Source organism: Leifsonia sp. NPDC080035 (genome assembly GCF_040050925.1).
GTDB lineage: Bacteria > Actinomycetota > Actinomycetes > Actinomycetales > Microbacteriaceae > Leifsonia.
Genome location: NZ_CP157390.1, coordinates 2,642,562 through 2,662,835, shown reverse-complemented (window position 1 = coordinate 2,662,835; position 20,274 = coordinate 2,642,562). Strand labels below are relative to the sequence as shown.

Below are 20,274 nucleotides of genomic sequence, written 5' to 3'. Positions count from 1 at the left end.
CGGAACGCAATCGCGCGCGCCGCCCCCGTTCGCGCTACGCCCGAGACCCGGGCTATTCCGTCTCGTCGATCCGGCGACGCAGCGCGTCGTTCTCGTGCTGCAGGCGCAGCACGTGGCCGACGCCGGCGAGGTTGACGCCGTCCTCCTGCAGGCGGGCGACCTCCTGGATCGTCGCGATGTCGTCGTCGGAGTACCTGCGCGTGCCGCCGTCCGTGCGCGACGGGGTCACCAGACCCTTCTCCTCGTACAGCCGCAGCGTCGCCGGGGCGAGCCCCGCCAGCTCCGCGGCGACGGCGATGCTGTAGACGGGGGTGGCTCCGGAGCGTCGATCCATGCTGAAAAGTGTGCGGGACCGACTTGCATCCTGTCAACGTTGGGTGTACATAATCTGTAGTACGCGATGCAGATTATCTGCAGACGCATCCATCATTCGACAGGAAGGAAGTTCAGATATGGCCATGTCGTTCGATCCTTTCAGCCAGCTGGATCGCATCGCACAGAGCATCTTCGACACCAGCAACCAGCCGCGCACCATGCCGATCGACCTGATCCGGGATGGCGACCGCTACATCCTGAACGCCGACCTCCCGGGCGTCGACCCGGGATCGATCGACGTCGACGTGGACGGCCACCTGCTGACCATCCGCGCGCACCGTTCCGCGGGCGAGCGGGATGAGCGGCGCTGGCTCGTGCAGGAACGCCCGCACGGCAGCTACCTCCGGCAGTTCACGATCGGCAACGATGTCGACGCGGACGGCATCGACGCGACCTACGACGGCGGCGTGCTGAGTGTGGTCATCCCGATCGCCGAGCGGGCCAAGCCGCGCAAGATCGCGGTCGGCTCGGCGGCCGACGCGTCGCACCGGGTCGACGCGTCGCACCGCGTCGGCTCCGCGCCGGACTCGTCGCAGAAGTCCGTCACCGCCTGACCGACGCACCCACCACGGCTCCCGTGGCAGGCCGGACCGCATGATGCGGGCGGCAGCACTGCCGACGAGCCGATCGCGGCCGCCGCCAGGGCCCGGCGGCGGCCGCCGCACGTTCCTCCTCCGATCGACCCCTGACCCCACCGAGATGACAAGCTTCAGCCTTCGCCCCTCCCTCAGCACCCCCGCACGCGCCGGCATCGCCGACCGGCTCCGCCCGCACCTGCCGATGCTGCGCCTCGGTGCAGCGCTCCTCGCCTCGGGCACCGGCCTTGCGGTGCTGTTCCTCGCCTGCGGCGCGCTGCTCCTGGAGGCGGCGAGTCCGGCCATCACCACCGTCGTGGACGCCCTCGACCTGACACTCTGACCGGTAGCGACCGCCAGATCCGGGAGCGCCGTCGATTCGAACATATGTTCTAATGAAAGTGTGACGCGCCCCAAGCCCATCCGCTACGACAGGGACACCTGGCTGGTGATGCGCGACGACGCCGTCCTCCCGAAGGCGGTCATCCGCCGCTACACCGACAAACGCGGGCGCGACCAGTACCTCGTGATCCGCTGGGACCTCGACCCCGGCCAGCGCCGGCTGATGTCGGTCTGCGAGTCCCTGGAGCGCGCAGACGAGCTCGTGCTGTGGGACAACAACGCGGTGCGCGGCTACTGGGACGGCCCGCCGAACCCGCATCCCGGCGGCTGAGCGGCCCAGTGCGTCACGAGACGACGTACTGCAGCCCGACGGCACTCTCCAGCGTCGCGCCGGCGGCGTGCAGCGGGACACCCCAGGTCTGGTCGCCGACCACACCGTCCACCGCCACGTGCGCCCAGCGCTGGAACGCCTCGACGGCCGCACGGGTGTGCGGCCCGAAGATGCCGTCCACTCCCTGCGGCGTGACGCCGCCCCACTGGTCGGCGCCGTTGGTGAGGACGGTCTGGAGGCTCGACACGACCGGTCCGCGCGACCCTTCGCTCAGCACGGGCATCGGCCCACCGTCGGGCAGAGCGGCCCAGGTGTGCGGCCCGACGATCCCGTCCGGCGTCAGGCCGGCACCCTGCTGGAACGCGACGACGGCCGCGCGCGTCCGTGGCCCGAAGATCCCGTCGACGACGATGTCCGGGTCGGGCGTGCGCCGCAGCGCCCGCTGCACCCGCTTGACGACGTCTCCGTGGTCGCCCTGCTGGACGGTCGGCTGCCCAGGATTCGACATGATGGTCCCCTCTCTCCACCCCGAAACGCGTACGCGTGCGCGCACGCCCGCAGTGTCGCAGACCGCACGCTTCGCGGCAATACGCGCGGGTCACACCACTCACGTTCCGCGACGGTCACGCGTGACGGCCCGCGTTACGCGCCCGAGCCGCCGACCCACTCCGGTCGCAGCCGCTGGACGCCGTCCAGGATGAGGTCGAGACCGGTCTCGAACTCGGCGTCGTAGTCGTACCCGGCGGTCGCGAGCTCGGCGACCACCTCGATCAGGTACGGGAACCGTGCGGCGAGCTCGGCGAGCTCGGCGGGCTGCTGCTCGAGCTTCTGCTGGGCGACCTCCCCCGACTCCTCCGCGGTGTCGAACGGGAGGGTCTGCTGCTGCAGCGCGAAGCCGTAGACGTAGGCGTCCAGCACCGACGTCACGTGGACGGTGTTCCGGAAGGAGAAACCGGCCCGGCGCAGGCACCCCATCATCGCGTTGTGCTGCGCGAGGTTGGCGGGGCCCGGCCGCATCCTGGTCTCCATCAGGCCGACGGCCCAGGGATGGCGGCGCAGGGTCTCGCGCAGGGAGACGGCCCGCGCGCGCATCGCGGGGCGCCACTGCGCGGGATCGCCGGAGGCGTCGGGCGGCTCGACCTCGGCCCAGACGAGGTCGACGATCCCGTCGATCAGCTCATCCTTGTTGGCGACGTGCTTGTAGAGGGCCATCGGGACGACGCCGAGCTCGGTCGAGAGGAGCCGCATGGTGAGGCCGGCGCTGCCCTCGCGGTCGGCGATGGTCAGCGCGGAGCGCAGCACCAGGTCGCGCGAGAGCCGCTGCCGGTCGGGCTTCGATGTGGACATGCGCCTCCCTCGCTCGCGGAATCGGTCGTCGGCTCTTGACCGAGTGTATGCCGTACACCTATGCTCAGGCCAAAGGTGTACGTCGTACACCTTCCGACTCGAAGGACCCGTCATGGACACCGCCCTCCTCTCCCCCGCCGCCGCCACGGCGCACCCGCGCGAGCGCCGGCTCGCCCGCATCGCCGGCGCGCTGTTCCTCGTCACGTTCGTCTCCGCGATCGCCGGAGCGCAGCTCTACGGCGTGGCGCTGACGGACCCGCGCTTTGTCCTCGGGGGCGCCTCGGACACCGGGCCGCTGCTCGGCGCGCTGTGCGAGCTGATCCTGATCGCCGCGAACATCGGCACGGCCCTGGCGCTGTACCCGGTGCTGCGCCGGCGCTTCCCGGCCCTCTCGCTGGGCTACGTCGCGGCGCGCCTGGTGGAGTGCGGTTTCATCGCGGTCGGCATCCTCAGCGTCCTGACGGTGGTGTCGCTGCAGCGCTCCGGCACGGACGACTCGTCGGTCGCGGTCACGGCGGGGGCGTTCGTTGCCCTGCACGACTGGACGTTCCTGCTCGGCCCCGGCTTCGTGGTCGGCCTCGGCAACGGCCTCCTGCTCGGCTGGATGATGTTCCGCTCCCGCCTCGTCCCGCGCTGGATGGCGCTGTGCGGAGTGATCGGCGGCCCGCTGGTCTCCCTCTCGGGAATCGCGGTGCTGTTCGGCGCCTACGGCCAGGCCTCCCCCGTCTCGGCCGTGCTCACGCTGCCGGAGATCGTGTGGGAGGCGTCGCTCGGGGTATGGCTGCTGGTGAAGGGCTTCCGGGCGGGGGCGGTGCCCGCGAGGATGCCGTAGAACGACGGGCGTGACCACACGGCCATCCATTGCCGCCACCTGAGCACGGGAGCGATCCCTTCGTGGCGGCGGCTGGCGCGTGGGGACTCGAGAAGGCCGCGACGGTCGCGAGACGTCTCGCACCCGCGGCTCCGAGGACGTGGGAACCGGAGAGGGCTTGCCGGACATCCCTTGTAGAGACCTCCTCCTGGAGGTCTCTATTCGTTGCGTAGTGGGAGGGATTACAGGTATGAAATCACTGAAGATCCGAGCGGGGGTGCTCGTGATCGCGGTCATCGGATTGCTTGGGATTGGGGTTGCGCCCAGCGGGGCCGCAACAGCCGGCGTGGCGGGCGACCAGCCCTCTCAACCATTGCCCCCCATCACGCTCACCGAACAGCAAGAGGCCAGCATCACCGCCGAACTTGACAAGTTCGGGGTCGCGCCCGCGACACGGGATGAGCTTCTGGACAAGTTGACCGAAGGTGGCGGTTGGGACAACATGACCGATGCCGCCCCTGCCTCCGTCGACATCGAAACGATCGATGGGATCAGCTACACCATCAGTCGATTTGAGGACGGGTCGTTCATTGCGGCCGGCATCGAACAACCCGCGCCAGCCGATCCCAAGGCCCGCGCCATCCAGAATTGCTCCTCATCCGGGACGAGCGCTGGAGTGTCCTACCGAACCAATTGCACCATCATCGTCACCAACGGTGCCACGTCCGGTCAATTCAAGGCGAGCTACTCCCTGTGGTCGAGCGGAACCAGCATCTACAACGTCGGCAACGGCACCGTCAACACCGATATCGGTGTGGCCACCGCTGGCGGATTCTCGTCCTCCACAGCGCCCGGAACGTCCCGGTGGACGCAGTTCAACTGGACCACCGTGATCGACGGCTGGTACCAGGCGTCCCGTTATGTCCGTTTGAGCGTCACGACCAGTGGCGCTTCTTCTTCCGCCAACTACTAAGGAGCTGATCATGAACCACTCACGTCGACGGGTCGCGGCTGCGGCGCTGGCCGCCGCCCTCGCAGTGCTGGCTCCGTTCGCAGGCGCTTCAGCCGCGGTCGCCACATCAGCGACTGTCACTCTCTCCGAGGAGGACTTGGCGTATTTTCATGAAACGGCCGACCGATTCGGCGTCGATGCCGCCACCCAGGAAGCACTGCTCACCAAGGTCGAGGCGGGTATTCCGTTGGATTCATCCACTGGCGCCTCACCCGTGTCAGTGGTGACGGCAGACGTTGACGGCTTCCACCGCACCGTCGAGACGTTCGCGGATGGCTCGATCATCGGGACCGACCTGGAAATCCCCGTCGAGCTGCCAGAAGGAGTGAGCGCACGAGGCGTCAGCGGATGCGTCCTCGGAACCAGCGCCGGCGTCAGTTACGGACAAGACTGCTGGATCTACAGCTCCTCGCTGACGATGGGCGCGTCGTTCTATTCGAGTTACTCCCGCTGGTCCGGTGGTTCTAGCGTGTGGAACTGGCATTCCCCCGCAATCAACATCGTCGGCGGTTCCGTCACCTCGCAGTCATGGGTCCACACCCCTGGTGGGACCACGAGCTCCATTCAACTGCAGTGGAATTCCCAGACCGGCGGCGTATTCACCTCCAACACCTGGTTGCGCTTCAACGTCTCATCGACGGGCGGCGTTTCACAGACCCGCGGTGGGGCTTGGTGAATCCCATAGCGTGAACCCATGATTCACTTCGTTATCGTTCTGACCGTCCTCGCGGTCGGCGGGATCATCCTCGCCGGAGCCGTGTGGGGGATCATCTATCTCAGCCGACGGAAGTAGCCCAGCGGCATCCGGTGCGGCATCGCGCCTACGGCCTCCGATCGCACTCGCATGGTCGGAGGCCGCAGGCATCGACGTCGCGGGCGCAACTGTCCGCCTCGTCGGGGCGTTATCCATCGCGAGAATCGCGGCCGGAGCCCACCCGGCTGATCGAACGCCGTCCACCAAAGATACCCAAAACGTGGGATATCGAATCCCTCCCCGCGGCTGTTAGCGTCGATCCGGTGGATTTGAGCCCCGAGACCTGTACCGCCATCGCCGCCGCCGTGCCCGCGCTTCTCATCGCGATCCTGTTCGAGCGGGTGCGCAAGATGAAGCACCCGTTTCTGTCCCCGGAGACCCGCAGAGAGGAACTCCTCTTGAGCGTCCTCCGCAGTTTCGGTGTCCTCGTGGTCGCCCTCGTCGCGATCATTGTCGAGGGCGTCGCGGTGGTAACTGCAGGCAACGGTTTGTCCGGCGGCGCTGGATTCGTCGAGTTCGTCGCGTTCCTCGCCTTGCTCATCTTCGTGGCATCTAGGTGGGCCTTCGCGAGTCGGGGATTCGCAGACCTGGGTTCGCTGGTCAGAGGATCCAAGTGGTACCGCGCTGCCGCCCAACGCCTCCTGGACTGGTCGCGCACTCCCGAGCTCGTGAAGCGCGGACTACGCGAGGATCTCGACACCCAGGTTCCTAGCGAAGCTCCGGAAGGAGACTGAGAATCGCGAGTTCTCGTGACCTGCGTCAGTAAGGCTGAAGTCCTGAACAACCTGAGGCATGGCCAGCCAGATCGCGAGAACGACGGGAGACGCGATCAGCCATGCGGTGGCGAAGAAGTGGGGCCCAGACTACCTCATCGCACGTCATGGACTGCATCGTCCGCATGATCGTAGTCCTCTCCTCGTACCCCGTCCTCATCGTTGGCGCCGCCTCAGCGAGGCGTTCGTAGCCACGTCGGAGCCGTTCCCGGTCAAGCGCTTGAACACCTTCTCGACGTCCGGTCGCGCCGGGGGCGGAGGCGGGTTCTCGTCGCTCATGGTTGCGCCTTTGATGCCAAGTCGGTCAGAGACAGCAACCAACGACGATTCCATGCAGGGAGGCAGCTCGCCGTGGACGCTTCTCCACGCCCGTCACCAGGCTGCGCCCCACCGCTCCCCCAGACGCCGGCCCTTCGCTGCGCTCGGGGCGGCGCCCGGGGCCCCTCGCGGCGGGGACCCCGATAGACAGCAGCGAGTTCTGTCAACAGATAAGGCCGGTCATGCTCGCTGAGCGAGCGTGACCGGCCTTATCTGTTGACAGAACGTCGGGCTGACAGGATTTGAACCTGCGACCCCTTGACCCCCAGTCAAGTGCGCTACCAAACTGCGCCACAGCCCGTTGCTGCCCCGCCCAGGCGTGAGAGCACCAAGCAAGGCAACTCCCCTATCCTAGCGTGTCGGCGGGACCGGTCGTGACCAACCCGAAAGTCACTGGGGGTCCCGCCGACACAGCGCCGCGGGCGCCGCTCCCGACGAGCGCGCCCACACGCGGCGGCCTGGACTCTCCGCCCCGCAGCGGGTGTCCAGGTGTGGTCGGCGACGAGGTGCGCGGGGAGGCTGCACCCCGCCGCCGAGCTTCTACTGGCCGGTCGAACCGCCCAGGATCTGATCGATCTCGTCCTGCGTCAGCGGGGTCCACGGGGACGAGTCGGGGTTGGACGAAGCGGCCTCAGGGCTGTCGCCCTGCGTCCACCACTTCGCCTCGAACGGGACGCCGTCGAACAGCACGCGCTTGCCCTTGTCGTAGGCGGTCGTGCCGGTCCAGTTCGGGTAGGTCTCCGGCGGGACGGTCGGCTGCGGGATGGGCGTCTCGCCCGGCAGCACCGGGCCGACGAGCTCCCACGGCGTCTCCCACTGGTTCAGGACGGGGTTGTCGGGCACGTCGCCCTTCGTCCACCACTTCGCCTGGTACACGTTGTGGTGCCAGGTGACCTTCGTGCCCTTCAGGTACGAGTTGGTCGCGGTCCAGATCGAGTACGGCGAGTGGGCCGGGTCGTCCTTGGTGGTGGTCGTGGTCGGCTCCGGGGTGGTGACGGCGCCCTCACCGAGGGCGATCCGGCCATCGAAGCCCTTCGCCAGCACACCCGCGAAGGTCTGCTTGCCCTGGTTCACGCCGCTGCACGCGTCCGAGACGACGGTCGTGTCCACATAGTTGGAGCCGCAGGTCTTGTCACGGTTCGCCGACCACATCGACATCCTGCCGATGCCGGTGGAGACGGCCCAGGCGTTCAGCGTCTTCGCGTCGGCGAGCGAGAACACCTGATCCTCGTCGTCGTTCTGGCCGATCATCGGGGTCGCGCCGATCTTCGCCCACAGGCTCGGGTCGCTCTGGTGCAGCTTGGCCCGGTCGTAGAGCACGCCCAGCTGCTTCTGCGCCGCGGTCAGCGCGGACTCGGCGGTCTGCGCCATCGACTTCTTGGCATCCTTGGCGGAGCCGAAGTCCATGGTCATCACGTTCACGCCGGCGATGTCCACCTTCGCCTTCAGCATGGCGGCGATCGCGTTCGTGCCGTCCTCGGTCATCCCGGTCGGCGAGACGGGCAGCGTCAGCCACACGGCGAGGCTCTTGCCCGCCGCGCGGCGCTCCTGCTGCAGCTCGGCGACGGCGGTCGCGCGCCGGGCGGCGGCGTCCGCATCCACCAGTCCGTCGCCCTCGAGGTCGAGGTCGATGGTGCCGATCTTGTAGCGGTCGACGACCGACGCGTACGCCTTCTTCAGGGCGGAGGCGTCGGTGCAGCCGACGGCCAGCTCCTCGTTCGCCTGCCCGCCGAACGACACCGCGACGGTGCCGCCCTGCTGCTGCAGACGCGCGATGCGCCGGTCCAGGTCGAGGGGTCCGCGCGCCTGATCCAGCGTGTATGCGCCGCCCCACGACGGCGTGCACGGGTCGGACTTGTCGGAGACGACGAACGACAGGATGGCGTCCTTCGTCGTGGTGCCGCCCAGGTTCTCGAACGCGAACTTGGGGGTGGCGGTCACATCCACGTACGCGGCGAACCACGGCTTCACGTCCACCGCGGCCCTGGCGCTCCACCACTGCAGGCCGACGACGCCGGCGGCGACCACGACGATCGCGACCAGGGCAGCACCGATCACCCGCAGCGGGGAGAGGCGGCGGCCGGAGCCGGACTCGGGCGCCTGGAGGCGCTCGGTGTCATCCTTCTTCGCCATCACGCGGCCTGCTTCTCGCCGTCACCGACGGGAACGTCGCCGACGGGCACGTCGGCGGGCGCGCCGCCGATCCGGACGTCGCCGCGCTCCACGTGCGGGACCTCGCCACCGGCGTGACCGTGGTACAGCACGGAGCGCCAGTCGATGGATGCGGTCACGGCGGCGGGCTCGGACGCGGCGCGCGTGCGCGACTTGTCCACGTACAGCGGCTTGGTGAGGCCCAGCCAGATGTCCACGATCGTGTTGCCGATGCCGATGTAGGAGACGATCGCCCAGATCGCGAGCGTGGCGTTGAAGGCGGCGAACGCGGCGTTGCCCCAGTTCTGCGCGTTGAGGTCGCGCCAGAGCGTGAACAGCGAGAACCCGACGATCGCGAGCGGGGCGATCACGTACAGCAGCGGCGACGCGGTGCGGTTCTTCACCTTCGGCGTACGCGCGAACGGGATCTTCTTGCCGGTCAGCGACTGCTGGATGGACTTCAGCACGCCCGCCAGATTCACCGGCAGCAGGATCAGGTTGAAGCCGTAGATCCGCAGGATGTCGGTGGCCTTGTAGCCGGAGTAGCGGAGGTCGCTGGCCTGGCTGATGAAGTACGGGAGCGCGGCGAGCAGCACCATGGGGCTGAGCAGCCGGCCGTCGTACGGGTAGGCCAGCAGGAAGATCAGGCCGAAGCTCGCCCAGCAGATCGAGGCCATGTAGTTCACGCGCAGCAGCAGCTCGATGCGGGAGACGTGCTCGCCGCGGCGCTTGCGCTCGCGCACCTGACGCCACAGCTTCGGCAGGATCAGCAGGCCGCCGTTCGCCCAGCGGCGGCGCTGCACGATCAGCGAGCCGAAGTCCGGCGGGGTCGCCGAGTAGCTGAGCCGCTCGGGGTAGTTCACGAGCGTCCAGCCGTGGGTGCCGAGGTCGATGCTCGACTCGGTGTCCTCGATGACCGTGCGGTCCTGGATGTAGCGGCGCACCTCGAACCCGCCGACCCACTCGGTCTCGACGATGTCCTCCAGGGCACGCTTGCGGATGACCGCGTTCGCGCCCACCCAGAAGGTGGCTCCGTAGTAGCTCTTGCCCTGGTGCAGGATGTGCTGGATGTCCGTGGTCGCACCGGCCAGGCGCTCGATGCGGGTGCCGGCGCCGCGGAACGACGAGTACGGCGTCTGCGTCACGGCGACGCGGGCGTTGTCCGGCTGCTGCAGGAAGTACGTCAGGCGAAGGCAGTACTCGCGGAGCAGGATCGAGTCGGCGTCGAGGGTCAGCAGGAAGTCGCTGTCCGGGATCTCGATGTCGCCCGGGCGGCGGGAGCCGGCGGCGATCGGCGTGAGGATCGGGCCCTCCGGCGTCTCCTCGGCGCGGTACACCCCGCCCATCAGGCCGATGTACGCGTTCAGGTTCATCGCCTTGTTCGCCTCGTGCGACAGGGATGCCCACTGCTTGCGCTCGAAGATCGCGAGCTCGGCATCGAACGTCCACGCCAGGCGGCGGTACAGCTGCGCGACGCGGTCGGTGGAGAGCGCAGCGCCCTCCGCGACGGCGGCGGCGACCGCCTCGCCGGTCAGGGCCAGGTCGTCGCCGAGGCCCCGCAGCACCTGGTCGGCGAAGAAGACGTCCACGTGGTCGTCGAGACCGTGGGCCTCCGCCTGGGCGTAGAGCCACTCGGCCGCCCAGCGGTAGTGCTCGGCGAGCTCGAGGGAGTCGGCCTCGGCCGCGAACGCGCGGTCGTCGCCCAGCTCGAAGCGCAGCAGCGCGTCGGTGAAGCGGAACCGCGGCTCCGACAGCTGCTCGGTGATGTCAGCGGCGAGGGCGCGGGTGGCCTCCAGCCGCTCCGCGACGGCCGGGTCGGTCGGGTTCGGGTTGTCGTCGACCAGCAGCACGACCCGCATGGACGGGAACTCCTGCAGCGCGGCGGAGAGCAGCGTCATCCGCACGACCTCGGGCTCCTCCGCGTAGGAGGGCACGAGCACGGTGATCGACGGCTGGTGCTCGGCGAAGTGCCGGTCCAGCTCGGCGCGCGGGACGCGGACGTGCTTCTGGAAGCGCTGCAGGGCGCCCTGGCGGGCGACCAGGTACATCAGCGCGGAGAACGTCAGGAAGGTGACGACCACGGTGTAGCCGATGGCCTCCATCGTGAACCGGAAGTCCTGCGTGCCGAGCACGAGGAACTGGCGGATGATCGTGGTCACGACGTAGATCGCCCAGAACACGATGGTCGCGACGATGGCGACGCGGCTCCAGGTGATCTTGCGGTCCGACGGCCTCGGGTGGACCGTCGGCAGCGGCTCGGTGCGGCGCTCGGCGCCCCACTGGCGCTTTCGGGCAGGCGTGTAGGAAGGTGTAGAACTCATTTTCGGGTATGCGTCCTCGATGACGAGAGCCCGCATCTTCGGGTAATGCGGTCGGGTAGCTCTCTTATGTCCACAATAATGAGGACAAGCCGGGGTACAAATACCCCCGTTGTGGTCGCCCCTCCTTTGGGGGCGGCACCGACGCGATCCCGCTGGCCCAGCGGCGTGTCGCGCTTGACACGCGCCGTCGCCCGCATTCATGCATACGCATGGATGAGGACACCGCCGCAGGCGATCCTAGTGCGGGCCGGGCCGCGCGTCCACGACAGTGTCGTACCGCCCGAACCTCAGGCACGCTGCGGCGGCGGATAGACTGCCCGCATGGTGTGCTCGATCACCGCGTCGGCGCGTCGCCTCCCGCTCTACGGGAGCGACGAATCGCGCCGCGAGATGCATCCCTGACGCCTCACTCGTTCCCCTCCCCACCGCCGCGACCGCAGACGCGCGCGGCCCGAACGATTGAGAGCACCCGTGACGACACCATCCACCACTCGGCGCGTCCCGCACCCCGAGACCGCCTGGGCCGCCAGGCACATGCCCCTGCTCGCCGACACCTTCGACGAGGTCGGCCACGTCTTCGCCGGACTCCGGCTCGGCCTCACCATCCACATCGAACCGAAGACGGCGGTGCTCTGCGAGTACCTGGCGCGCGCCGGGGCCGACGTCGTGATCACGGGCAACCTCGGCACGACGCAGGAGGCGACGGCCGCGGCCCTTCGCGACGCGGGGGTGGATGTGCTCGGCTCCCGCGCCGACACCGCGGCCGAGCGGGACGCCCACCTCGACGAGATCCTCCGGCGCGAGCCCGACCTGGTCCTGGACAACGGCGGCGACCTCGTGTTGAGGCTCCTCTCGGGCGCGCCTCGGTCGCCTCGCTTCCGCGGCGCAACGGAGGAGACCACGACGGGAGGCCTGCGGATCCGGGCGGCGGCGTCCGCACCGGACTTCCCGGTGATCGTCATCAACGACAGCCGGCTGAAGCTGCTGGTCGAGAACGAGTTCGGCGTCGGCCAGAGCATCGTGCAGGGCTTCATGAACGCGACGAATCTCATGCTCCCCGGTTCCCGGGTCGGCGTCGTCGGCTACGGGCCGTGCGGCAAGGGCGTCGCCGACACCCTCCGCCAGCTCGGCGCGACGGTGTCGGTGGCGGACCTCGACCCGTTCCGCCGGCTGGATGCGGTCATGCGCGGCCATCGCGTGCAGGACCTGCACGGCCTGCTCGCCGGCAACGACATCGTGTTCCTCGCCACCGGCGCGCGCGGTGTCGTGGACGAGGCGGGGATCGCCGCGCTGCGCGACGGGGCGATGATCGCCGGCGTCGGGCACGAGGGTCAGGAACTCGACCATGCGGCCCTCGCCCGCGCGACCAGCGAGGCGGTGTCGCTGTCGCCGGAGTCCGGAGACTACGACGCACGGGTGCTGCACCGGCTGCACGACGGCCGCGAGATCGTGGTGCTGCACGCGACCAGGATGATCAACCTGACGGCCGCGGGCGGCAACCCCATCCAGGCGATGGACCTCGGCCTCGCCCTCCAGGCGCGAAGCCTCGCCGCGATCGCGGCCGGCGACGCGCGCTTCACGGGCGCGGAGCCGGTTCCTGCCGCCATCGACCGCGCCCTCGCCGAGGCCCTGGTCGCCCTCCTCGCCTGACCCGGCCCTCGCGCAGGCCGCCGAGCACAGGGGAAAGGTCGCGAATCGAGCGGATTCGCGACCTTTTTCCTGTGCTCGGCGGCTCGGCGGGCAGGCGGCGGGGGCGAGGCCGGGACCGGGGCGCTAGCGCTTGCGCTTCTCGCGGACGCGCATGTTGAGCACGATCGGGGTGCCCTCGAAGCCGTACACCTCGCGCAGCCGGCGGATGATGTAGCGCCGGTAGCCCGGGTCCAGGAACCCGGTGGTGAACACCACGAATGTCGGCGGCCGGCTGGAGGCCTGCGTGCCGAACAGGATGCGCGGCTGCTTGCCGCCGCGCACCGGGTGCGGGTGCGCCGCGGTGAGTTCGGCCAGGAACGCGTTGAACTTACCGGTGGGGATGCGGGTGTCCCACGACTCGAGCGCCAGCTCCAGCGCGGGCACCAGCTTCTCCAGGTGACGGCCGGTGCGCGCCGAGATGTTGACGCGCGGCGCCCACGACACGTGCGCCAGGTCCTGCTCGATCTCGCGCTCCAGGTAGCGGCGGCGCTCGTCGTCCAGCAGGTCCCACTTGTTGAAGGCCAGCACGAGCGCGCGGCCCGACTCGAGCACGAGGTCGATGATGCGCACGTCCTGCTCGCTGATCGGCTCGCTCACGTCGAGCACGACGACCGCGACCTCCGCCTTCTCCAGCGCCGTGGAGGTGCGCAGCGACGCGTAGAAGTCCGCGCCCTGCTGCAGGTGCACACGTCGGCGGATGCCGGCGGTGTCGACGAAGCGCCACACCTTGCCGCCCAGCTCGACCTGCTCGTCCACGGGGTCGCGGGTGGTGCCGGCGAGCTCGTTGACCACAACGCGCTCCTCCCCCGCCGCCTTGTTCAGCAGCGAGGACTTGCCGACGTTCGGCCGCCCGACGATCGCGACACGGCGCGGACCGCCGACCTCCTGCTTGGCGACAGCGGAGACCTCCGGCAGCACCTTCAGGATCTCGTCGAGCAGGTCGGCGACGCCGCGGCCGTGCAGGGCGGAGACGGGATGCGGCTCGCCGAGCCCCAGCGACCACAGCTCGGTCGCGTACGGCTCCTGGCGGGCGTCGTCCACCTTGTTGGCGGCGAGGAACACCGGCTTCCTGGTCTTGCGCAGCAGCCGGACGACGTGCTCGTCGGTCGAGGTCGCGCCGACGGTCGCATCCACGACGAAGAGGACGGCGTCGGCCAGGTCGATGGCGACCTCGGCCTGCGCGGCGACGGACGCGTCGATCCCGCGGGCGTCCGGCTCCCAGCCGCCGGTGTCGACCACCGTGAACCGGCGGCCGTTCCACTCGGCCTGGTACGAGACGCGGTCACGGGTGACACCGGGAGTGTCCTCCACGACGGCCTCGCGGCGGCCGAGGATGCGGTTGACGAGCGCGGACTTGCCGACGTTCGGCCGGCCCACGATCGCGAGCACCGGGAGTGCGGGCAGGTAGGTGATGGCGTCGACGTCCTCACCGGCGACGCCGAGGATGTCGAGGTCGGCCTCGTCGAGCTCGTACTCCTCCAGCCCGCTGCGCAGGGCGTTCGCGCGCTGGACGGCGAGATCCTCGTCGAGGGACGCGAGGCGTTCGACGAGGTCGTCGGAGCCCTGGGGCTCGTTTTCGATGTCAGACATGAGTCTCTTTCTGCACGACGGCGACGACCGCGTCGACGGTCTGCTCGAAGTCGAGATCGGTGGAGTCGACGGTGGTCACACCGTCTGCGGCGTTCATGAAGTCCACGACCCGGGAGTCGGCCGCATCGCGCCGCCGGAGGGCCTCGCCGACGTGAGCGGCGGAATGCCCGGTCAGCTCGGCGGAACGTCTGGCCATTCTAACCTCTTCGTCGGCGGTGAGCAGGATGCGCACGGGCGCATCCGGGCAGACGACGGTCGTGATGTCCCTGCCCTCCACCACGATGCCCTCCCGATCGCTGCGGGCCACGATGTCGCGGAACAGCCGCGTGAGGAAGGAACGGACCTCAGGAACCCGCGCGATCGCCGACACCACGGCGGTCACCTCCGGCTCCCGGATCGCGTCGGTGACGTCGTGGTCGCCAACGAACACGTGGTAGGTGTCCGGGTCGGTGCCGATCCGGTAGTCGAAGTCGGGCAGCGCATCCACCACGGCCGCGGAGTCCGTCGGGTCGATGCGCCGCTGCATCACGTACCAGCTGAGCGCGCGGTACGCGGCCCCGGTGTCGAGGTACGCCCAGCCGAGCCTTCGGGCCGCCGCCTTGCTGACGGAGGACTTCCCGCTTCCAGCGGGGCCGTCCATGGCGAGCACGAGTTCGGTCATCCGGCGATCCTCCAGCCACGATCGGTCAGGTCGTTCACGGTGCGGCCGAGCACCTCGGGCAGCACCGCGATCTCGGCGAGGCCGAACGCGGCCCCGGGCGAGTGCTCCAGCCTCAGGTCTTCGAGGTTCACGTCCAGCTCGCCGAGCTCCGCGAGCAGCCGCGCGAGCTCGCCCGGCCGGTCGTCCACCATCACGACGAGGCTCGCGTAGCGCTTGTCCTGGCCGTGCTTGCCGGGCAGCCGGGCGACGCCGGTGTTGCCCCCGGCGATCTCCTCGGCGATCGCGCGGCGGGCGCCCGCCGCGTCCACGTCGCCGAGCGCCGCGAGCACGCGGTCCAGGTCGTCGCGGTAGGCGCGCAGGATCTCCACGATCGCCGGAGCGTTCGCGCCGAGGATCTGCACCCACAGCTCCGGCTCGCTCGCCGCGATCCGCGTCACATCGCGCACGCCCTGCCCGGCGAGGCCGAGCGCCGCGTCGGTGGAGTCTGTGAGCCGCTTGGCCATCAGCGACGAGATGATCTGCGGAGCGTGCGAGACGAGCGCGACGGCGGCGTCGTGGTCGGGCGCCGCCATCTCCACCGGGGTCGCGCCGAGGTCGAGGATGAGCGCCTCCACCAGGTTCACGGCCGCGCGGGCGTTCTCCGGCCGCGCGGCGACCACCCATGGGCGCCCGACGAACAGGTCTGCGCGCGCGGCGCTGGGACCGCCGCGCTCGCGGCCGGCGAGCGGGTGCGAGCCGACGTACCGCGCGAGGTCCACTCCGGCGTCCTCCAGCTCCGCGAGCGGAGCGACCTTGACGCTGGCGACGTCCGTGACCACGGCGGCGGGATGCGCGGCCAGCTCGTCGGCGACCACGCGGGAGACGAGGTCCGGCGGCACCGCGACCACGATCAGCACCGGCTCGATGGCACCGTCGTCCGGCCGTCCGGCCCCGTAGTCCGCGGCGAGCCGCAGGTGGGAGGGCGAGGAGTCGGCGAGCAGCACATCCACGCCGCGGGCACGCAGCCCGAGGCCGACGGAGGCGCCCAGCAGCCCGGTCCCCACGACGCGGACGGGTCCGGCGAGCCGGGAGGCGGAATCAGTCACCCGTCCACTTTAGCCAGCGGCCGGGCGGCGTCCGTCACGGGGCGTCAGGCGTGGGCGGACGGCGAGCACCGAGGTGGGCGCGTCGGAACTCGTGGCGCCGGGAGGGTGCGCTCCGATTCGTCACGAATACGAGCCGTTCGTGACGAGTCCCGCGCGTTCGTGACGAATCGCCGCCGGCCTCGCGCGTCAGCGCCGGTCGCCCTGGCGGCGATCCCCGCGCGGCTTCGCGGGCCTCCGCGCCGCGCCCGCGGGCTTCCCGCCGGGCGCCGGCTTCCCCGCCGCCGCCTGCGGTCGCTCCCCGCCCTCGCGGGAGATCGTCAGCAGTTTGCCGAGCTCATCCTTGGTCAGCTCGCGCATCCGCCCCACCTGCAGCGTGCCGAGGTGCAGCGGCCCGAACTGACGGCGCACCAGCTCGATGACGGGATGCCCAACCTCGGCCATCATCCGCCGCACGATCCGGTTGCGGCCGGAGTGCAGCGTCAGCTCCACCATGCTGTCGCCGCCGCCCTGGCTCACCTGCATGAGCCGCGCCTTGTCCGCCGCGATCGGCCCGTCCTCCAGCTCGACGCCCTTCGTCAGCCGGGCGATGGTCTGCGGCGTCACCGTGCCGCGCACGCGGGCGATGTACGTCTTCGTCACGCCGAAGCTGGGGTGCGCGAGCACGTGCGCGAGCTCGCCGTCGTTGGTGAGGATGAGCAGCCCCGAGGTCTCCTGGTCCAGCCGGCCGACGTTGAACAGCCGCTCGGGGTAGTCGGCGGTGAACCGGGACAGGTCCGGCCTGCCCTGCTCGTCGCGCATGGAGCTGACGACCCCGACGGGCTTGTTGAGCATCACGTAGCGACGGCTCGAGTCCAGCTGCACCGCCGTCCCGTCCACCGCGACCCGGTCGTGCTCCGGGTCGACCCGGCGGCCGAGCTCCGTGACGACCTCGCCGTTGACGGTCACCCGTCCGGCCACGATCATCTCCTCGGAGACCCGGCGGGAGGCGACCCCCGCCGCCGCCATCACTTTCTGCAGCCGCTCCCCCTGCTGCTTCTCGCCGTCAGCGGACATCGTCGAACCCGTCCGCTCCGTCGGCGAGCAGCGGCGAGATCTTGGGCAGCTCGTCCACGGAGTTGATGCCGAGCTGGGTGAGCAGCAGGTCCGTCGTTCCGTAGTTGATGGCGCCGGTCTCGCTGTCGGTGAAGAGCTCGGTGATGAGGCCGCGGCCGAGCAGCGTGCGCACGACCGAATCCACGTTGACCGCGCGGATGGAGGCGATCGCGCCGCGGCTGATCGGCTGCTTGTACGCGATCACGGCCAGCGTCTCCAGCGCGGCCTGCGACAGCCTCGTCGGGTTCTGCTGCAGCACGTATCCGGAGACGACCTCGTCGAACTCGGGGCGGACGTAGATCCGCCAGCCGCCGCCCACCTCGCGCAGCTCGAAGCCGCGGCGAACGCCGGGGACGCCGGGCGTCCCGTCGTCGCCCGCGGGGCCGGGCGTCCCGTCGTAGTCGGCGACCAGCGCATCCACCGCCTGACGCACGCGCTTCACCGGCGCCCCCACCGCCGTCGCCAGGGTCACCAGGCTCATCGGCTCGTCCGCGACCATCAGGATCGCCTCGAGCGCGCGCTCGATGCGCGCATCGTCGACCGCGACGGGCTGCATCTCGGTCTCGGTGCCGTCAACCGTCATAGTCCGCTCCCAGGTTCGACAGGTTCTCCTCCGACCAGTGCTCCGCCGTCCAGCGCAGCGTCAGCTCGCCGAGCGGCTCCAGCTGCTCGAACGCGATCGCCGCGTGCCGGTACAGCTCGAGCACCGCGAGGAAGCGCGCGATCACCACGCCCTTCTGCTCGGCACCGGCCACGAGCTGCCGGAACGACAGCGGCTCGCCGCTGCGCAGCATCCCGACCACGACCGCCGCCTGCTCGCGGATGCTGACCAGCGGCGCGTGCAGGTGGTCGAGTCCGACCACGGGGATCTCCCGCGGGGTCAGCGCGAGGGTGGCGATCGCGGCGAAGTCGTCGAGGCCGAGGGTCCAGACCAGTTCCGGCGTGCGCTGCCGGTACTTGTCCTCCAGCCGCACGGTGCGCGCGTGCCGGGCGTTCTCGGCGTCGAGCCGCTCGGCGAACCAGGCGGACGCCTGCTTGAACGCGCGGTATTGCAGCAGCCGGGCGAAGAGCAGGTCGCGCGCCTCCAGCAGCGCGACGTCCTCGGCGTCCACGAGCTCGCCCTGCGGCAGCAGCCCGGCGACCTTCAGGTCGAGCAGGGTGGCGGCCACGAGCAGGAACTCGCTGGCCTCGTCCAGGCTGTCCTCGGCGTCCAGCTGCCGCAGGTAGGCGATGAACTCGTCCGTGACGCGGCTCAGCGAGATCTCGGTGATGTCGAGCTCGTGCTTGGTGATCAGCGAGAGCAGCAGGTCGAACGGCCCCTCGAACGGGCCGACGGCCACCCGGAACCCCGCCTCCGCCTCCACCTGCTCCTGCGCCTCCACGGCATCCTGCTCGCCGAGGGGCACGTCGCTGTCGCTTTCGGCGCCCGAAAGCGACAACGACGTGCCCTTCGACGTCACGGGATCGGCGTGGTCGTCAGGCGACGGCGCCACGGAAGATCAGTTCCCTCGCCAGCTGGCGGTACGCCTCGGCGGCGGCGTGCTCCGGCGCGAACTGCGTGATCGGGGTGGCAGCCACCGAGGCATCCGGGAACTTGACCGTGCGGGAGATCACCGTCTCCAGCACGCGGTCGCCGAACGCGTCGACGACGCGCTCCAGCACCTCACGCGAGTGCAGCGTCCGCGAGTCGTACATGGTCGCCAGGATGCCGTCGAGCTCGATCGCGGGGTTCAGCCGCTCGCGCACCTTGTCGATGGTCTCGATCAGCAGCGCGACGCCGCGCAGCGCGAAGTACTCGCACTCGAGCGGGATCAGCACGCCGTGCGACGCCGTCAGCGCGTTCACGGTCAGGATGCCGAGCGAGGGCTGGCAGTCGATCAGGATCACGTCGTACTCGCCCGCCACCTTGCGGAGCACGCTCGCGAGGATCTGCTCGCGCGCGACCTCGTTGACGAGGTGCACCTCGGCCGCGGACAGGTCGATGTTCGCCGGGATGATGTCGAGCCCCGGCACCGACGTGCTCTGGATCGCCTCGTGGATGTCCGCATTGCGGTTCAGCAGCAGGTCGTAGATCGTGGTGACGTCGTGGGTCTGCGCGCCGAGTCCGGCGGAGAGCGCACCCTGCGGGTCGAAGTCGATGGCGAGAACCCTGCGGCCGTAGCCGGCGAGCGTCGCACCCAGGTTGATGCTCGTGGTGGTCTTGCCGACGCCGCCCTTCTGGTTGCAGAGGGCGACGATCTTCGCCGGACCGTGCTGCGTCAGCGTCGCGGGCTCGGGGAACGCGCGCAGCGGACGCCCGGTGGGTCCGAGCTTGGCGGCGAGGGATGCGTCATCCATGCCCGGCAGCTCGGTCCTGACCTCGTCGTTGCGCGTCACCAAAGGTGTTCCTCGTCTCCTCGTCCGGTGGCCTCGTTCAAAGGCACAGTCTATCCGCGGGTTCCCCCGTTCGCGGGGCGGCCCCGCGGCGGGTTGTCTGGCGTACTCTGAGTTCCGTGCCGCCGATGCCACCCGAACTGACGACGCCGCGCCTGCGTCTGCGCCTGAGGGACGGCCGCGACGCGGAGTGGAACAGGGAGCTGCTGGCCGAGGACCCGGCGGCACCCGAGCGCTCCCTGGAGGAGGAGCGGGCGCGACTGGATGCGCAGCACCAGGCGGCGGAGCAGGCGGGCTTCGGCCTCTACACGATCGAGCTCGCCGAGACCGGTGAGGCACTCGGCTACTGCGGCCTGATCGTCGGCCGCGCGAGCGCCCGGCAGCCCGAGCTCGCCTACGAGCTGATGCGCCGCCACGTCGGCAACGGCTACGCGAGCGAGGCGGCCGCCGCCGTCGTCGATGCCGCGTTCACCGCCGGCTTCCCTGTGCTCTGGGCGACCGTCGCGTCCTGGAACGCCCCGTCGTTCGGCGTCCTCCGCAAGCTCGGCTTCGGCCCGACGCGCCGGGCCGGCTACGACGGCGGGTCCGTCTTCGTCTGGCTGCGCCGCCGCGCCCCGCGCCCCCGGCACCGAACCCTCCCCTAGCGCTTCGTCACGAATCCCGCCCGTTCGTCA

Annotated in this window: 21 protein-coding genes and 1 tRNA gene; 9 read left to right on the top strand and 13 right to left on the bottom strand. The window is 70.0% G+C overall.

The window, feature by feature from the left end; all coding sequences use genetic code 11:
• Positions 1-52: 52 nt before the first annotated feature.
• Entirely contained in the window at positions 53-334 is a 282-nt protein-coding gene (locus AAME72_RS12985; RefSeq protein WP_348786970.1) for a MerR family transcriptional regulator, read from the bottom strand.
• 124 nt (positions 335-458) lie between these two features.
• Here AAME72_RS12985 and AAME72_RS12980 point away from each other — a divergent pair, with 124 nt between their 5' ends.
• The 3 genes from AAME72_RS12980 (at position 459) to AAME72_RS12970 (ending at position 1,623) form a co-directional block, all read left to right on the top strand.
• Positions 459-929, top strand: coding sequence for an Hsp20/alpha crystallin family protein (locus AAME72_RS12980; protein ID WP_348786969.1), 471 nt, complete (start codon positions 459-461; stop codon positions 927-929).
• 145 nt (positions 930-1,074) lie between these two features.
• The gene (locus AAME72_RS12975; RefSeq protein WP_348786968.1) at positions 1,075-1,293 is read left to right on the top strand and encodes a hypothetical protein; all 219 of its coding nucleotides are present in this window, start codon (positions 1,075-1,077) and stop codon (positions 1,291-1,293) included.
• A gap of 60 nt (positions 1,294-1,353) precedes the next feature.
• On the top strand, positions 1,354-1,623 hold the full coding sequence (locus AAME72_RS12970) for a hypothetical protein (protein WP_348786967.1): 270 nt from the start codon (positions 1,354-1,356) through the stop codon (positions 1,621-1,623).
• Positions 1,624-1,636: 13 nt separating this feature from the next.
• Here AAME72_RS12970 and AAME72_RS12965 read toward each other — a convergent pair whose 3' ends face one another.
• Together AAME72_RS12965 and AAME72_RS12960 are read right to left on the bottom strand one after the other, a co-directional pair.
• The gene (locus AAME72_RS12965) at positions 1,637-2,131 is read right to left on the bottom strand and encodes a peptidoglycan-binding protein (protein ID WP_348786966.1); all 495 of its coding nucleotides are present in this window, start codon (positions 2,129-2,131) and stop codon (positions 1,637-1,639) included.
• A 134-nt stretch (positions 2,132-2,265) separates the two neighbouring features.
• Positions 2,266-2,970 carry a TetR/AcrR family transcriptional regulator gene (locus AAME72_RS12960; RefSeq protein WP_348786965.1) on the bottom strand — a complete coding sequence of 235 codons (705 nt, stop codon included), beginning with the start codon at positions 2,968-2,970 and terminating at the stop codon, positions 2,266-2,268.
• A 112-nt stretch (positions 2,971-3,082) separates the two neighbouring features.
• Here AAME72_RS12960 and AAME72_RS12955 point away from each other — a divergent pair, with 112 nt between their 5' ends.
• The 4 genes from AAME72_RS12955 (at position 3,083) to AAME72_RS12940 (ending at position 6,281) form a co-directional block, all read left to right on the top strand.
• Entirely contained in the window at positions 3,083-3,802 is a 720-nt protein-coding gene (locus AAME72_RS12955; protein WP_348786964.1) for a DUF4386 domain-containing protein, read from the top strand.
• 229 nt (positions 3,803-4,031) lie between these two features.
• On the top strand, positions 4,032-4,754 hold the full coding sequence (locus AAME72_RS12950) for a hypothetical protein (RefSeq protein ID WP_348786963.1): 723 nt from the start codon (positions 4,032-4,034) through the stop codon (positions 4,752-4,754).
• Between the two features lie 10 nt (positions 4,755-4,764).
• The gene (locus AAME72_RS12945; RefSeq protein WP_348786962.1) at positions 4,765-5,469 is read left to right on the top strand and encodes a hypothetical protein; all 705 of its coding nucleotides are present in this window, start codon (positions 4,765-4,767) and stop codon (positions 5,467-5,469) included.
• A gap of 341 nt (positions 5,470-5,810) precedes the next feature.
• Complete coding sequence (locus AAME72_RS12940; protein ID WP_348786961.1) at positions 5,811-6,281, top strand: hypothetical protein; 471 nt, start codon at positions 5,811-5,813, stop codon at positions 6,279-6,281.
• A 584-nt stretch (positions 6,282-6,865) separates the two neighbouring features.
• Here the strand turns inward: AAME72_RS12940 and AAME72_RS12935 are convergent.
• From AAME72_RS12935 to AAME72_RS12925, 3 genes are all read right to left on the bottom strand, one after another.
• A tRNA-Pro gene (locus AAME72_RS12935) sits at positions 6,866-6,939 on the bottom strand.
• 239 nt (positions 6,940-7,178) lie between these two features.
• The gene (locus tag AAME72_RS12930) at positions 7,179-8,771 is read right to left on the bottom strand and encodes a chitinase (RefSeq protein ID WP_348786960.1); all 1,593 of its coding nucleotides are present in this window, start codon (positions 8,769-8,771) and stop codon (positions 7,179-7,181) included.
• Positions 8,771-11,110 (bottom strand): glycosyltransferase family 2 protein, encoded by a 2,340-nt coding sequence (locus AAME72_RS12925; RefSeq protein ID WP_348786959.1) that lies wholly within the window; start codon positions 11,108-11,110, stop codon positions 8,771-8,773. Before AAME72_RS12925 ends, AAME72_RS12930 begins: the two co-directional genes overlap by 1 nt.
• A 471-nt stretch (positions 11,111-11,581) precedes the next feature.
• Between AAME72_RS12925 and AAME72_RS12920 the strand changes: the two genes are divergently transcribed.
• Positions 11,582-12,760 (top strand): adenosylhomocysteinase, encoded by a 1,179-nt coding sequence (locus tag AAME72_RS12920; protein WP_348786958.1) that lies wholly within the window; start codon positions 11,582-11,584, stop codon positions 12,758-12,760.
• Positions 12,761-12,883: 123 nt separating this feature from the next.
• On the opposite strand, the gene der is transcribed toward AAME72_RS12920, so the two are convergent.
• The 7 genes from der to AAME72_RS12885 form a co-directional block, all read right to left on the bottom strand.
• A complete protein-coding gene (der, locus tag AAME72_RS12915) occupies positions 12,884-14,389 on the bottom strand; it encodes a ribosome biogenesis GTPase Der (RefSeq protein ID WP_348786957.1) in 1,506 nt (501 codons plus the stop codon).
• Positions 14,382-15,050, bottom strand: coding sequence for a (d)CMP kinase (gene cmk / locus AAME72_RS12910; RefSeq protein ID WP_348786956.1), 669 nt, complete (start codon positions 15,048-15,050; stop codon positions 14,382-14,384). The genes der and cmk overlap by 8 nt, the downstream gene beginning before the upstream one ends.
• Positions 15,047-16,135: a prephenate dehydrogenase gene (locus AAME72_RS12905; RefSeq protein WP_348786955.1), complete on the bottom strand. Its 1,089-nt coding sequence runs from the start codon at positions 16,133-16,135 to the stop codon at positions 15,047-15,049. The genes cmk and AAME72_RS12905 overlap by 4 nt, the downstream gene beginning before the upstream one ends.
• Before the next feature lie 186 nt (positions 16,136-16,321).
• Positions 16,322-17,188: a pseudouridine synthase gene (locus tag AAME72_RS12900; RefSeq protein WP_348786954.1), complete on the bottom strand. Its 867-nt coding sequence runs from the start codon at positions 17,186-17,188 to the stop codon at positions 16,322-16,324.
• The gene (locus AAME72_RS12895) at positions 17,178-17,810 is read right to left on the bottom strand and encodes an SMC-Scp complex subunit ScpB (RefSeq protein ID WP_348786953.1); all 633 of its coding nucleotides are present in this window, start codon (positions 17,808-17,810) and stop codon (positions 17,178-17,180) included. The genes AAME72_RS12900 and AAME72_RS12895 overlap by 11 nt, the downstream gene beginning before the upstream one ends.
• Entirely contained in the window at positions 17,800-18,633 is an 834-nt protein-coding gene (locus tag AAME72_RS12890) for a ScpA family protein (RefSeq protein WP_348786952.1), read from the bottom strand. The genes AAME72_RS12895 and AAME72_RS12890 overlap by 11 nt, the downstream gene beginning before the upstream one ends.
• Before the next feature lie 70 nt (positions 18,634-18,703).
• Positions 18,704-19,603, bottom strand: a complete 900-nt coding sequence (locus AAME72_RS12885; RefSeq protein WP_348786951.1) for a ParA family protein — start codon at positions 19,601-19,603, stop codon at positions 18,704-18,706.
• 125 nt (positions 19,604-19,728) lie between these two features.
• Between AAME72_RS12885 and AAME72_RS12880 the strand changes: the two genes are divergently transcribed.
• The gene (locus tag AAME72_RS12880) at positions 19,729-20,244 is read left to right on the top strand and encodes a GNAT family N-acetyltransferase (protein ID WP_348786950.1); all 516 of its coding nucleotides are present in this window, start codon (positions 19,729-19,731) and stop codon (positions 20,242-20,244) included.
• The last annotated feature ends 30 nt before the right edge of the window (positions 20,245-20,274 follow it).